This is a genomic window from Epibacterium ulvae, from assembly GCF_900102795.1.
Lineage (GTDB): Bacteria > Pseudomonadota > Alphaproteobacteria > Rhodobacterales > Rhodobacteraceae > Epibacterium > Epibacterium ulvae.
In genome coordinates this window covers 40,710-54,127 of record NZ_FMWG01000012.1, presented here as the reverse complement: position 1 = coordinate 54,127, position 13,418 = coordinate 40,710, and the positions used below count along the sequence as shown (strand labels likewise).

Below are 13,418 nucleotides of genomic sequence, written 5' to 3'. Positions count from 1 at the left end.
TTCCCCATGAGAGAGTTTTGAGCATACGCACGGGGGCGCCGCTCACAGACAATTTCTGGCCTTCTATTGACAAGGCGCGCGCGGCGCAAGAGCCATTGGCCGATTGAAGGCCTGATCACGCTGCATTCAGCGCATTTCCGTGTAAAATCCGCTTTATCCGTGACGTAAAAACGCAAAACACGCCCGCAAGGGACGTGTTTCATATTCAAAGACTGTCGTAGTTTAAAAGCGCCAGCGTGCCCCAGCGATGACAACGTCCAGATCCTGGAAATCGGTTCCGCTGGTATCATCATAGGAATATTCGCGGTAAGACAGGTAGGCCTCAAGATTGAGCTTGTCGATATCCTGCACAACACCAATACCCCAGCTTTCAGCGCTGTCGCCATCTGTGACCGTGTCAGAGCCGTCATAGTAATCGATGAAGAACGAGCTTTCACCGACCGACAGCGCATTTACCGCATAGCCCAGTTTGACATAAGCATAATCACCGCCAATGTCGCGATCCCCGGCAGCAAGCGCGACAGAGACATTGGTTGGCTTGTGTTCAACGGCAAGAGAGCCGATGACATCTTGAATGTCTTCACGACCGGTCTGCTCATCCCAGGTTGCGGCCAGCGCACCTGCGATACGGAAATCGCCTAAATCGTCATTGTTATAGCGCAGGCTGATATCAAACACTTCGCGATCGTTGTTCTCGGCCAGAATATCGGTGCCAAAAGAGGCGGCAAAGCGGAACCCGCCAAAAGTTGGCGTATCGTAGCGCACACGGCCCAGACGACCGCCATCCAGATCAATGATCGAGCTGCCGACTGTAACGCCGCTCAGATCACCGGCAGAGGTGCGAAAGGCAAAGCCACCGGCAAAGTCATCAACTGCAGGTCCGCCAATGATATCTGTACCTGAGAAATCAACCTCAGCTGCGCCATCAGCCGCCGTTGACCCCTGCCCGAAAGAGAATGTGCCGTATTTGGGCGTATCAAGCGCAAAATCGATGCGCCGCAGATCGGTCCGGTCCCAATCGACGTTTGACCCGCTGTCGCCTTGCCCAAACGCGCTGGACGAGCGCAGACCCAGAGCCGTTTCGAATTGGAAGCGCAGTGTGTTTTCCCCCAAAGGCTGGCTCAACCGGAAGCCAACGCGGGAATTCAGCGCATTGTTGTCAACGAGACGATCAAAGGTCTGCTCGCCATCGTCAACCGACTGCAGGAACAGGTTGAAGTGACCGTAGAATGTGAACGTCCCGCCAGACGCGTTTTCATATGTCGGGCCTGCAAATGCAGGTGCCGCAGCAACAGTGGTTAAAAGAGCCGCGAGCGCGGTGTGCTTGAGTGTCATATCAGAGACCTCCTGTTTTCTGTACGGTCACGCGCGAAGCTGCGCCTTCTTCGATAAAATAACCTAGGCAAGATATGCTTCTGCAGACTTGAAATCGGTTGTGATCGAGTTAGGGACAGAGTCTTGAATTTTTCTCTAATTTTCAGAACCATGTTCCAAATTCGAAAATTCGAGCTGCGTCTTTGTGTAATTTGCCACACATAGCGCGCGGTCAAAATCACATGTTTGATAGCTGTTTGTTACCTCGCGCTTTTTTGCCAATATTAATGTGCAATAATAAACAGAATAAATTCACCACCCCAGAGTTCATCGTTGTTGCATCACGCCCATCTATTTTAAGAAAACCTTAAATACTTGACGGCCTAACGGGCACATTTCTGCCATTTTCCCTGCCTACCCCTGACCTACGCGCACTGGCTGAACTGCGCGCTGGGGTGAGTTAAGGAGAAAAGATATGTCAAAATCATTGGCGCTTGAGGAGCTCGGCCTGCGCCGTCGGATGCTCTTTCGTTTGCTACGTGGCTTTAGTTTTGATGCGCCGGTAGCCCGCAATGAAGCAATCAGCGAAACGGTTCCAAACTGGATGATCACGCCAGAGTTCAATCCGCGCTGATCTTGACGTCTTCACAGCAGATATACACAAAAGAGCCCGCTGCCATTTCTGGCAGCGGGCTTTTCATTTTCCCAAATGCAGCGCGTTTTAGAAATGCGCTGATTTGGTGGTTGAAGGCACCTGCAAAGGGGGTGCAAATTTGGTTAGGTCAATCCCATCAACTGCTTTGGTGTATTCCGCAACGGTGGGCGTGCGACCCAGAATGGCGGAGAGCACCACAACAGGTGTGGAGGCCAGCAAGGATTCACCTTTCTTCTCGGCGGTATCTTCCACAACGCGGCCCTGGAACAGGCGGGTTGAGGTGGCCAGAACAGTGTCCCCTTTTGCCGCTTTTTCCTGGTTGCCCATGCAGAGGTTACAGCCGGGGCGTTCAAGATAGAGAATGTTCTCATACTCGGTGCGGGCCTGTGATTTCGGGAAGAGATCATCAAATTCAAAGCCAGAATAGCGCTGCAGGATATCCCAATCGCCCTCTTCCTTCAGCTCATCAATGATGTTGTAGGTTGGCGCTGCAACCACCAGAGGGGCCTTGAATTCGACCTTGCCCTGATCTGCTTCCAGATTTTTAAGCATCTGTGCAACGATCTTCATATCGCCCTTGTGCACCATGCAGGAGCCGACAAAGCCCAGATCAACCTTTTTATCGCCGCCATAGTAAGACACAGGGCGAATGGTATCGTGGGTATAACGCTTTGAGACATCTGCGTTGTTCACGTCAGGGTCAGCGATCATGGGTTCAACGATTTTGTCCAGATCAACGACAACCTCGGCAAAGTATTTTGCATTGTCGTCAGCTGTCAGCGCGGGCTTGTCACCTGACTGGATCTCAGCAATGCGCGCATCTGCTTTGTCGATCAGGCCCTGCAGAACCTTGCCTTCGTTGTCCATGCCCTTTTCGATCATGATCGCAATACGCGATTTCGCCAGTTCCAGCGAGCCGATCAGGGTTTCATCGTTGGAGATACAGATCGAAGCTTTGGCCTTCATCTCTGCGGTCCAGTCGGTGAAGGTAAAGGCCTGGTCAGCAAGAAGCGTGCCAATGTGAACTTCGATCACACGGCCCTGGAAGACGTTATCGCCATGCTGATCAAGCATCTGCAACTGGGTTGCGTGCACCACATCGCGGAAATCCATGTGATCCGCCATAGTGCCTTTAAAGGTCACTTTGACAGATTCAGGAATGGGCATGGTGGCTTCGCCAGTCGCCAAAGCCAGCGCCACGGTGCCAGAGTCCGCACCAAAGGCAACGCCTTTGGACATACGGGTGTGGCTGTCGCCACCGATGATCACATCCCAATCATCCACGGTGATGTCGTTCAGCACCTTGTGGATCACGTCGGTCATGGAGTGATAGCTGCCTTCGGGATCACGCGCGGTGATCAAGCCGAAGTTGTTCATGAACTTCATCAGCTTAGGGATATTGGCCTGTGCCTTTTTGTCCCAAACAGACGCGGTGTGACAGCCAGACTGATAAGCACCATCCACGACAGGAGAGATCACAGTTGCAGCCATGGCTTCCAGCTCTTGGCTGGTCATCAAGCCAGTGGTGTCCTGTGAACCAACAATGTTGACTTTGACGCGCACGTCAGAGCCTGCGTGCAAAGTTGCACCCGGCGTGGTGCCAACAGCATTGCGGTTAAAGATCTTTTCAACCGCGGTCAGGCCTTGGCCTTCGTTTGAAATCTCTTTCGATGGAGCAAAGACGCGTGGCATCTCAACACCCAGAGTTTCAGCCGCAAATGTCTGCAGCTTTTTACCAAAGACAATCGCGTATGACCCACCAGCAACCATAAATTCGGTCTTTTGCGGGGTGAAGGCAGAAGCGATATCCGCCAGCTCTTCGCTGCCATCTGCGTTCAACAGTTTTTTGGTCTTGCTGTTGATTTTCATCACAGTGCCAGTCTCAACAGAGAACTTCTGTTCCAGCACCGGATTGCCATCATTGTTCAGAATAACCTTGCCGTCTTCATCCGTCTTTTTAACCCAGTTTTTCAGGTCCAGACCGATACCGCCAGTCACGCCAACTGTGGTTTGGAAGATCGGAGAGATGCCGTTGGTACCCGCAACCACAGGCGCGATGTTGACGAAAGGCACATAAGGAGAGGCTTTTTTACCAGTCCAAAGTGCAACATTGTTCACACCAGACATCCGCGAGGAGCCCACGCCCATGGTGCCTTTTTCTGCGATCAGCATGATCCGGGCGCCGGGGTGCTTCAATTTCAGCGCTTCGATCTCTTGCTGCGCCGCCTCAGAAATCATGCATTTGCCGTGCAATTCACGATCAGAGCGCGAGTGCGCCTGATTGCCGGGAGACAGCAGATCGGTTGAGATATCCCCTTCACCAGCGATATAGGTGACGACTTCGATTTCTTCTTCCAGCTCGGGCAGCTTGGTGTAGAATTCCGCCTTGGCGTAGCTTTCCAGAATACCCTTCGCAACTGCGCTGCCTGCCTCATAAGCGGCTTTCAGACGATCTGTATCCGCGTCATAAAGGAAAACCTGCGTCTTCAGAACATCTGCAGCCTGAGCAGCAATTGCAGCATCATCCCCCAGCGCCAGATCCAGCAGCACTTCGATAGAAGGGCCACCTTTCATGTGCGACAAAAGTTCAAAGGCAAATTCAACCGAGATTTCTTCAACCTGTGCGACACCCAGAACGATTTCTTTCAGGAATGCTGCCTTAACGCCTGCTGCACTGGTTGTACCGGGCAAGGTGTTGTAGATGAAAAAATTCAGTGAGTCCGCACGGTACGCGTTGCCCTGATCTTTGATCTGATCAACAAGTTCCTGCGTCAGCGCACCATCATCGATGGGCTTTGGGTTCAAACCTTGGGTTTTGCGAGTTTCGATCTCTGCTAAGTAATCTGTATAGAGGCTCATGGCTATCCCGAAGAGTAAGCTGTGGTAAAGAGTGAGCAGCGGGGCTCAGACTGATCTGAAGACCCCGAGATGGGGTTGTATGCGTTAGTATACAAGACAGTCTGAAGATGCAAGATATCCGATAGTCACATCTTTAATGACTGACAGGCGCCCGCTTTGACCTTAGGCGCAGGCTCTGCTTTAAGTCCTATATCGCAGTTCGCAAGAGATTGATTAATATTCTGCTCTCTTGTTGCGTTAAATAATCATATAGGCGCTAGATGCCTCTCGCACGTAAAATCGTGCCCCAAGACCGTGCAACAGCGCAAAGACGAACCACAAGATCGGTATATTTTATGTCTGATACGATCGCTAAATCAAGCTGTTGCACCCCGGCGCGCAGCGGACCAGATCTCCCCCCTGTCCCGATCGCAAGAAACGCAGATGTGGCAGCGCGCCTGCGGGCACAGGCCTGCGCAATCCCCGGTGGCACGGCCCTTGTTGGGTGTCGCAAAGAAATCATTCCCGGAGACGGGGAAGCGCCTTTACGAAAATCCCGGATCAAACCTTTCCGCATGACAGCGACAACCGTCACCAACGCAGAATTCCAGGCCTTTGTAGAGGCAACTGGTTATATCACCGAAGCAGAGCGGATTGGTTGGTCTTTTGTGTTCTGGCAGAATGTGCCGCCCGAGGTTGGCCCAACACAAGGTATCTTAAACGCGGAGTGGTGGCGCAGGGTCGATGGCGCAAACTGGCGTGACATCAACGGGCCAGATACCGCAAAAACGGCCTGGCAGCCGGATCACCCTGCAGTGCAGCTGTCGTGGAATGATGCGCGCGCTTATTGTGACTGGGTTGGTGGCCGCTTGCCTAGCGAAGCCGAATGGGAACATGCCGCGCGTGGCGGGTTGGGAGAGGTGCGGTATCCGTGGGGAGACGAAGAACCGGATGACGGCACGCATTTGCCCTGCAATATCTGGCAGGGTGATTTTCCACACCACAACACCGGCGCAGACGGCTACCTGGCCACTGCCCCTGCAAAATCCTATGCGCCAAATGGCTATGGTTTATACAACCTTGTTGGCAATGTCTGGGAGTGGACAGCAGATCCCTATCAGGTCAAATCCCTAAAAAAAGACGTGCGCGCGCGGCTTTCGACGATGAAGGGCTATAAGCTGTCCAAAGGTGGCTCATACCTGTGTCATAAGTCTTATTGCTACAGATATCGTATTGCCGCACGATCCGGGAACTCTCCGGACAGCGCGACCCCCCATCAAGGATTTCGCGTGATCTGGCCCGAGCGCTCCTAGTGCTTATGCGATATGAACCACCTGTGTGTTAAGGCCTCGAAAGCTTTTGCAGCCAATCTGTCACTGCCGCGACCTCTGGCCCAGTCAGGGGGCGGTTGATCACCCCATAGGCAAAAAGCTGCGCGGGCGCAGGCAAGACCCGCAGGCCAGCGGCGATGGTCTGCCCCGGCTGCAGTGTCACGCCTGTCTCATCAGCCCAAAATTCGGTTGCGTTGCTGCCCAGATCAGGAAGAACAGTGGTGAGCGCATCATCCACCTGATCAAAGACCAGATGTGATGGCGGATCTTGCCAAATGGGTTGCTGCGCAGATCCGCCACTTTGCACCGCATGCCCCGCATAAACCGCACGGAGAGAGATGTCATCAAAGGTGATGGATCCTGCGGGATTTGCGCCCCCCAAATTCATATAGCCCGTCTGAGTATCTTTGGCCGCGACGAAATAGCTATGCAATCCCGGTGTTTTATCCAAGACCTGATAGGCAAAAGGCCCACCGGCCGGACGTAAGAAAAGATCACCTGTGTAATCGGATGCCGAAATCCGATAAGTTAGCCGATAGATCGCGCCGGTGCGCGCAGGCTCTGCCAGAGCAACAGATGCTCCGGCCGCCAAGGTGCCATATGTGCGTGTTGAGAGTTCGGGGCCAAGGCTGTCCTGCACAGGATCAGAGAGCGGACCATGCGACTGAGACAGCGCAAGCGCAACCCGATCCCCTGCCCTTACAACAGGTATCTGTGCTGCCAGATCCTGAAACATTTGACCGGCTTTGAAATCAAAAAAGGCCCCCTGTTCGCCGCTGGAAAACAAGGTGCGCGGCGAAAACCCCCGCACCCGTTGTGCAGCAACACTGGTGACACCAACGCCGAAACCAAGGCTCACCATCAAAGCCAGCCCACAACAGTTGCTGTGGTGCCTGTGGCCTCGACCCCAACGGCGGAAAATTGCAAAAGCTCGCCCGTGGTGACCGGATAAGACAGCACAGTGCCCGCCGCATCGCGAATAGAAACGGTTCCTTCAGAGAGCGCCTTCAGCACACGGGGCCGAATTGCGAGATCTACGTCATCTTGCGGCGTGATGGGAAAATGACGTGTGCAAGGGCTATCAAAACTGCGCGTGCGGTCGGAGAATGGATCGATCTGAGGCATTTGGAGGTTCCTTTTTCTATCTCAAAAGGCACCATAAAAGCGCAACCTTTCGCAGCGCCTACCTCAGCGTGCGCTGCCCCTGCAGCTGCTCCGAGGCCCATGACATACACGGCATACGAAGTGATGCGCCGCGCGCCCACACAAAGCACTAAAACGGCATTCAAGGTGCCGCAAACCGTGCAACAATATACCACGCGGCCAACAAATTCTGATTTAATCCATCGGTTTGTCGGTCGATGTGCGCAGCAATCAGCCTATTGTTAAAACACAACTTAAAGTAACGGATTGGCAGAGCCATTAAACGCTGTTAACCACAATCTGAGCGACCGCGTTAAGACTTGTTAATTAATTTGAGGGTTCGAACAGATGACCACATATACCGTTGATGCCATTTTTGCCCGCTATGATGATTTCGGTGATATCATTGATGTTACATCCGGTTCTGTCTCAGCCGTCACACAGGGGCGGCAAAACAGTTTCTCATACAGCACGCTAGAGAGCTTTAACGGCATTTCTCAAATTCAATTCGACGTCGACAGTTTTTCCAGTCTGAATTTCAGCAGTAGTGCAAGACTAGACCCCAACAACATTTTTGCGCTCATCTCGGAAATCGAAACCGATTTTGGCACCTCAACAGTTCTTATCCTGTCTTTCTTGCAAGGCAGCGTCGAACACGAATACACAATCGTGCTGGATGGTGCAGAAATCCCGGTGCCCAGCTCTCCGGCGGCTTTTGAACAGATCGGTGCGTCAATCAGCAGTTTCTCGATTCCAGACGGTGCGTTTTCAGATGGGATCGATATCCGATACTCCTCCCTTCAAGACGTAGAAACCACACAAAATGATCTGTTCCAAGGCACCGGTTTTGAAGATCGCTTTAACGGCGGTCGTGGCAATGACCGTTTGATTGGGTTTGGCGGCGACGACGTTCTCTTTGGGGGTTTAGGGCGCGATCGCTTGGTCGGTAATACCGGGCGCGACGAACTGAACGGCGGCGCGGGCCGTGATCGCCTGCTTGGGGGCGGCGGCAATGATACTTTGGCCGGCGGAAACGGCAACGATGCCGTGATTGGCGGTGCCGGGCGCGATGTTTTGAATGGCGGCGCGGGCAACGACCTTTTGGTGGGCGGCAGAGGCCTTGATACCTTTGTCTTTCGTGGCAGATTTGGGTCAGATGTGGTCCGAGACTTTAATGCAAACCAAGATGGCGAAGACATTGATCTGTCGGCTGTCGGCACCATCCGGAACTTTAACGACCTGAGCCGCAATCACATTGAACAGGTCGGCAATGATGTTGTCATCGATGCGCTGAATGGCAACACCATCACATTGCGCAATGTCCAGCTTGATGATCTGGATGCAGGTGATTTCATTTTTTAATCCCTCCTAAAGGGTGGGCGGCGCGTCGTCGCCCACACTAGGGTTTGCGACACCTACATCTGCGTTACGTCCACTCAAGAACACAACCTAAACCAGAAATTCAAAAAGACCTTTTTCTGACACAGTTGGCCATTAATGTAATTTTAAGGCCTTAATTCTCGCACATTTACACATCATACTTGTTTCAAAGCCCTGATATCGGAGCTCTTCCTCGTGACCGGGGCTGAGAGCTTTTAATGAAAGACGTTTGTTCATGTGTGAACTCTGCATTCTGACACAGAATTTTGACCCAGCCCGCCACACGCATAACTTGCCCTGGGGCACGCCAACGAGCGACGATACAGAGGTGGTTGTTCCCCCGACAGGCACCTTGGATGAGTTGGCCGACTACCTGACAGATGGGTTTTGGGAGGATGTTGGCGGCACTGGGCGCAGCTTTGATTTCTCGCCGGGCGAGAACACAGATTATGTGGTCACGGTCAATCTGACCGAGTTGACCAATGTGGGTCAACGTCTGGCGCGCTGGGCGCTTGAGACCTGGGAAACCGTTGCAGATATACAGTTTGTCGAAGTGCAATTTGGCGGCGACATTCAAGTAGATGATGAATTCGACGGGGCTTTTGCACAAACCACCACGGATCGAACTGGCACGGAAATCACAGAGGTTTTTGTCAACGTCGACAAGACATGGATTTCAGATTTTGGCAGCACATTAGATTCCTTCACCTTCTCAACCTATGTGCATGAATTTGGCCACGCGCTGGGCCTTGGCCATCTAGGAAATTATAATGGCAGCTCTGGCGCCGTTACATTTGCAAATGATAGCTATCAGCAGTCTGTTATGTCGTATATCCCACAAGATCAGGTGGATGCGACAAACGCCAGCTTTGCAGAGCCGACTGGGCCGATGATGGCTGACATTCTGGCCATTCAAAGCCTCTACGGTGCCTCTACGATCACTGCAGGAGACACCGTTTGGGGGCAAGGTGGCACCTACTCCCGTCATTTTACCACCTTGTTTGCCGGCATTGATGACGAAGACGACAGCACACAGGAAGCAGGCCCGATCGCATTTACGCTGTTTGATGATGCCAATGACGATGGGGTAGATCTGATCGACCTGCGCCCAAGTACGACAGATGATGTATTGAACTTAAGAGCCGAAACATTCTCTGACGTCGGGGGGCTCACTGGGAATGTAGCCATTGCCCGCGGATCCGCATTTGAAAATGCCCGCATGGGATCAGGCAGTGACATCGTGATCGGCAATACGCTTGATAATATGCTGTGGGGGCATCGGGGGGCAGACAATCTGTATGGTGCCAGAGGTAATGATACCCTCTTTGGTGGTCGGGGCCGTGATGAGCTTTTTGGCGGCGGCGGGCGCGATAACCTTTTTGGCGCTCAAGGGAGAGATGACCTTTTTGGCGGCCGTGGAAGAGACGCCTTACGCGGCGGCAAAGGCGATGACTATCTGGATAGCGGTGCTGGCAACGATGTGATGACCGGTGGCGAAGGGCTGGATCAGTTCTTTTATGGATTTGGTCATGATCGGGATCGCATCACCGATTTCAGTCTTGGCGAAGACGAGCTGTTGTTCAGCGCAATCGACTTTGAAAATTACAACGCTGAGCGCTTTGTTGAAACCTACGCCGTTGAGCAGGCAAATGGAGTGGCTTTCGAATTCGGTCAAAGCGTATCGCAGGGTGCAGACTACAATGATCGCTTGGTGCTGGTTGGGGTCTTTGACCTCGACGCGCTGGTTGATGACATCGTTTTCATCTGATCGCATTCGACCTGCATAGATCTTGCAGCTAGGTATCTCGACACTGGCTGCCTTTCACAAAGGCAACTGGGTCTTCCTGATACACTGCGGTTGCAACCACTGACAGGCAGCTTTCTGGTTTGATATCTGGTGGCACGTTGACGACCTTTGTCAGTGTCCCCTCCCCAACACTTAGCCAACAAATGACACCAAGCAAGTTATGCGGAACCGCATCAGAGAGGCTTCCGCCCATATCTGTTTGCTTGCTCGTCTTCCGGAGTAAAGGTCTGCAGTGAAACCACTTTGATACCAGATAGATCTTTTTCAAAGCGGATGCCCAAAAGGTAGGCCGAACCATCTGGACGTATAAGTTTCCAGTAGCGGAAAAAAGCCATAAATTTATGTCGCCATCCAGCTGGATGTTTAAGAAGCTTTGTAACATCATCATAGCTGTGGTGTCGTGCTAAGCCATGAGGAAGATCAGAGGCCCAATTTTGAAAGAATACACATTGCGTTAGGACTTCGGTCCTGTCGTTCATGCCCGCGCTATCTAGACTAGAAAACATAACAGTCAGGCCAAGAGCGTCTTCGCGATCAATCTCAATCCGGCCAGTATCGTTGTAAGAAAGATGGTTTTTGTCCTGTTCGAGCGCATCGATCAACTGTGTGACGGGAGCCGCTGTCATAGGCTGATAGAGCAGTTCTAGGAGTGTATTCGTCTCGAGAACGTCATCGAACCTCATGTCTTGCGCTACATAGAGATTACCCCCAATTTTGCCGACGGTATCCTTATGATTGACTTCAACATATTGGTACCATTCGCGGAAATTTTTGTGCTCTTGCATCTGTTCTAGGTAGAGATTGGCCTCCTTGATGTCGAAAAGCATAGAAAGGCCGTTGTGAAATTCCTTCAGGCTTGTATCGAATGCAATTCTCGTGTCTTGGAGTGTTTCGAGAGAATGATCGTTCCTCAATTCTGCCAAGTCCGGGTGCCAATTTGACCGCGTTTGCCAGACACGTTCTGTCGATTTATCGACTGAGGGAAACATGTACTGGTCAAGCGCCATCAATGCAAAAAAAGCCGGTAGGCTGGGCGCGACCATAGAATAGTGACCGTCTGCTGAAAAAAAGACAACTGGCGGGTCACCAGCCAGTTCTGGATAGCACCAAAGTGCATATTGCCCGCCTTCTCCATCCTGCGCAAATTCATAGAATTGCAAGCTCAGGACCTTTTTCAAATCCTCAGGAACAGACATCGCATAGCAACAGTCGTTCAGTCTGGGCATAAAGATTGAGTTCACGGACTGCACCCGATCCAGGTCATAGACATGCTGGGTCTCACACCATGTTTGCACGAACTCTAGAATTGCGATGGAATTATCGTCGAGATGAAACAAAACAAACCTCTTTCGAGCGTGTACATGGTATAAAAAATTTACGGTTAGAACGTTCAACGCCAGCGCAACAGGCGGGTTTCTATAAGACCGATCAGGGCATTTATGCACACGCCCAACACTGAGAGAATGACGATCCCCGCAAACAGGCGTTCCAGATCGTAAAGCGATCCAGCTTCTAAAATATATGCTCCGATCCCATATTCTGCACCTAGCATTTCTGCCGCAACAAGCAAAATGATTGCGATCGAAAGGCTGATCCTAAGACCGGACAGAATGCCAGGCAGCGAACTGGGGAAAATGATTTTTCGCACGATAGACCACCACGGTAGTCCGAAGCTTTGCGCCATGCGGACCAAGGAGCGGTCTACATTGTCAACGGCTCCATACGTTGCAACAACTGTTGGTGTGAAAGTGCCAAAAGCGATGAGCGCATATTTCGATCCTTCCCCTATGCCGAACCAAATTACAAAAAGAGGAAGCAATGCGATTTTCGGAATAGGGAAAACCGCTGCAACGAGGGGAACAAGCCCGGATCGCACGTGGGAAAACAGACCAATAAGTATGCCGATAGATATGCCCAGACAGGTGCCGAACAGCGCTCCAAAGGTCAGACGCGCCAGAGAGGGCGCAAGATGCTGAAACAGAAGACCAGATGAATAAAGGTGCGTCAGCGTTTCAAGCACATTTGATGGCCTTGGCAGCGTAAGCGGTGAGATCCAACCGGCGCGCGTGCCCAATTCTGCGAAGGCGACCAAAAGGACAAATACAACTAAACCGACCCACCTTTTAGGAGAGGGTGCAAATCCGCCACCTCGAAAGACGATGCGTTTCTTTTCAATCTCAGACACGTAGCAGTTCCTCATCCGCTGCACGTGCTTCATCACGCAGAAGCGTCCACAGATAAGTTTGATGGGTCTCTAGATCCAGATCGCCGGTCTTTCTTTCAGTGAGTGGCTTTTTAATATGAATAACGTCACGAATTTTCCCCGGGCGACGTGATAGGACCACCACCTGATGGCCAAGGCGAACAGCTTCTTCCAGATTGTGCGTCACATAAATCGCGGTGAAAGGTCGTTGCTGCCACAGGTCGATAAAGTCCGCCATCAACAACTCTCGGGTTTGACTGTCCAGCGCGGACAGTGGTTCATCCATCAACAACACCGCGGGGTTCACCGCCAAAGCCCGTGCAATCGCAACGCGTTGTTTCATTCCACCAGAGAGTTGTTTGGGGAGCGCGTGTGCAAAGTCCGTGAGTTTGGTGCGAGCAAGCATATCTGCGATGATGGCTGCTGCCCTTTGCCCAGATATATTGTGATGTTCAAGAACGAGGGAAATGTTGCCGTAAACCGAGCGCCAAGGCAAGAGTGCGAAATCCTGAAAAATATAGGTCAACGGATTGAGGCACCCTTCGGGTGTATGACCTGATTGCAGGATCTGACCTTTTTGTGGCTGTTCCAATCCCCCGGCAAACCGCAATAGCGTAGACTTGCCACACCCTGACGGGCCAACGATACAGACGATTTGCCCATTTGGTACAGTAAAATTGATGTCGCGTAGGACTTCGGTGGGGCCATAGGAATGACTTATATCCTCTAGGATAATTTCCAATGCTC

General features: G+C 52.0%; 12 protein-coding genes. 4 read left to right on the top strand and 8 right to left on the bottom strand.

What is annotated here, in order from left to right:
- Positions 1-222 precede the first annotated feature (222 nt).
- Entirely contained in the window at positions 223-1,335 is a 1,113-nt protein-coding gene (locus BLP79_RS16070) for a porin (protein WP_090220675.1), read from the bottom strand.
- A gap of 454 nt (positions 1,336-1,789) precedes the next feature.
- On the opposite strand from BLP79_RS16070, the gene BLP79_RS19720 reads away from it, so the two are divergent.
- Positions 1,790-1,948 (top strand): hypothetical protein, encoded by a 159-nt coding sequence (locus BLP79_RS19720; RefSeq protein WP_170830513.1) that lies wholly within the window; start codon positions 1,790-1,792, stop codon positions 1,946-1,948.
- Between the two features lie 87 nt (positions 1,949-2,035).
- Here BLP79_RS19720 and BLP79_RS16065 read toward each other — a convergent pair whose 3' ends face one another.
- Complete coding sequence (locus tag BLP79_RS16065) at positions 2,036-4,828, bottom strand: bifunctional aconitate hydratase 2/2-methylisocitrate dehydratase (RefSeq protein WP_090220673.1); 2,793 nt, start codon at positions 4,826-4,828, stop codon at positions 2,036-2,038.
- Between the two features lie 335 nt (positions 4,829-5,163).
- On the opposite strand from BLP79_RS16065, the gene BLP79_RS16060 reads away from it, so the two are divergent.
- The gene (locus tag BLP79_RS16060) at positions 5,164-6,120 is read left to right on the top strand and encodes a formylglycine-generating enzyme family protein (protein WP_090220671.1); all 957 of its coding nucleotides are present in this window, start codon (positions 5,164-5,166) and stop codon (positions 6,118-6,120) included.
- A 28-nt stretch (positions 6,121-6,148) separates the two neighbouring features.
- Here BLP79_RS16060 and BLP79_RS16055 read toward each other — a convergent pair whose 3' ends face one another.
- Both BLP79_RS16055 and BLP79_RS16050 read right to left on the bottom strand, forming a co-directional pair.
- Positions 6,149-6,997, bottom strand: a complete 849-nt coding sequence (locus BLP79_RS16055) for a hypothetical protein (protein WP_139163225.1) — start codon at positions 6,995-6,997, stop codon at positions 6,149-6,151.
- A 2-nt stretch (positions 6,998-6,999) separates the two neighbouring features.
- Positions 7,000-7,263, bottom strand: coding sequence for a spike base protein, RCAP_Rcc01079 family (locus tag BLP79_RS16050; RefSeq protein WP_090220668.1), 264 nt, complete (start codon positions 7,261-7,263; stop codon positions 7,000-7,002).
- A gap of 366 nt (positions 7,264-7,629) precedes the next feature.
- On the opposite strand from BLP79_RS16050, the gene BLP79_RS16045 reads away from it, so the two are divergent.
- Together BLP79_RS16045 and BLP79_RS16040 are read left to right on the top strand one after the other, a co-directional pair.
- The gene (locus BLP79_RS16045) at positions 7,630-8,643 is read left to right on the top strand and encodes a calcium-binding protein (RefSeq protein ID WP_090220667.1); all 1,014 of its coding nucleotides are present in this window, start codon (positions 7,630-7,632) and stop codon (positions 8,641-8,643) included.
- Positions 8,644-8,896: 253 nt separating this feature from the next.
- Complete coding sequence (locus tag BLP79_RS16040) at positions 8,897-10,429, top strand: M10 family metallopeptidase C-terminal domain-containing protein (protein ID WP_090220665.1); 1,533 nt, start codon at positions 8,897-8,899, stop codon at positions 10,427-10,429.
- Between the two features lie 28 nt (positions 10,430-10,457).
- Here the strand turns inward: BLP79_RS16040 and BLP79_RS16035 are convergent, their stop codons facing one another.
- The 4 genes from BLP79_RS16035 to BLP79_RS16020 all read right to left on the bottom strand — a co-directional run bounded on the left by BLP79_RS16035 (position 10,458) and on the right by BLP79_RS16020 (position 13,413).
- A complete protein-coding gene (locus BLP79_RS16035; protein ID WP_090220663.1) occupies positions 10,458-10,661 on the bottom strand; it encodes a hypothetical protein in 204 nt (67 codons plus the stop codon).
- Positions 10,642-11,709, bottom strand: coding sequence for a hypothetical protein (locus tag BLP79_RS16030; protein ID WP_139163224.1), 1,068 nt, complete (start codon positions 11,707-11,709; stop codon positions 10,642-10,644). The genes BLP79_RS16035 and BLP79_RS16030 overlap by 20 nt, the downstream gene beginning before the upstream one ends.
- A 149-nt stretch (positions 11,710-11,858) precedes the next feature.
- Positions 11,859-12,653: an ABC transporter permease gene (locus BLP79_RS16025; RefSeq protein WP_408607923.1), complete on the bottom strand. Its 795-nt coding sequence runs from the start codon at positions 12,651-12,653 to the stop codon at positions 11,859-11,861.
- Positions 12,646-13,413 (bottom strand): ABC transporter ATP-binding protein, encoded by a 768-nt coding sequence (locus BLP79_RS16020; protein WP_090220658.1) that lies wholly within the window; start codon positions 13,411-13,413, stop codon positions 12,646-12,648. Before BLP79_RS16020 ends, BLP79_RS16025 begins: the two co-directional genes overlap by 8 nt.
- Between the last annotated feature and the right edge of the window lie 5 nt (positions 13,414-13,418).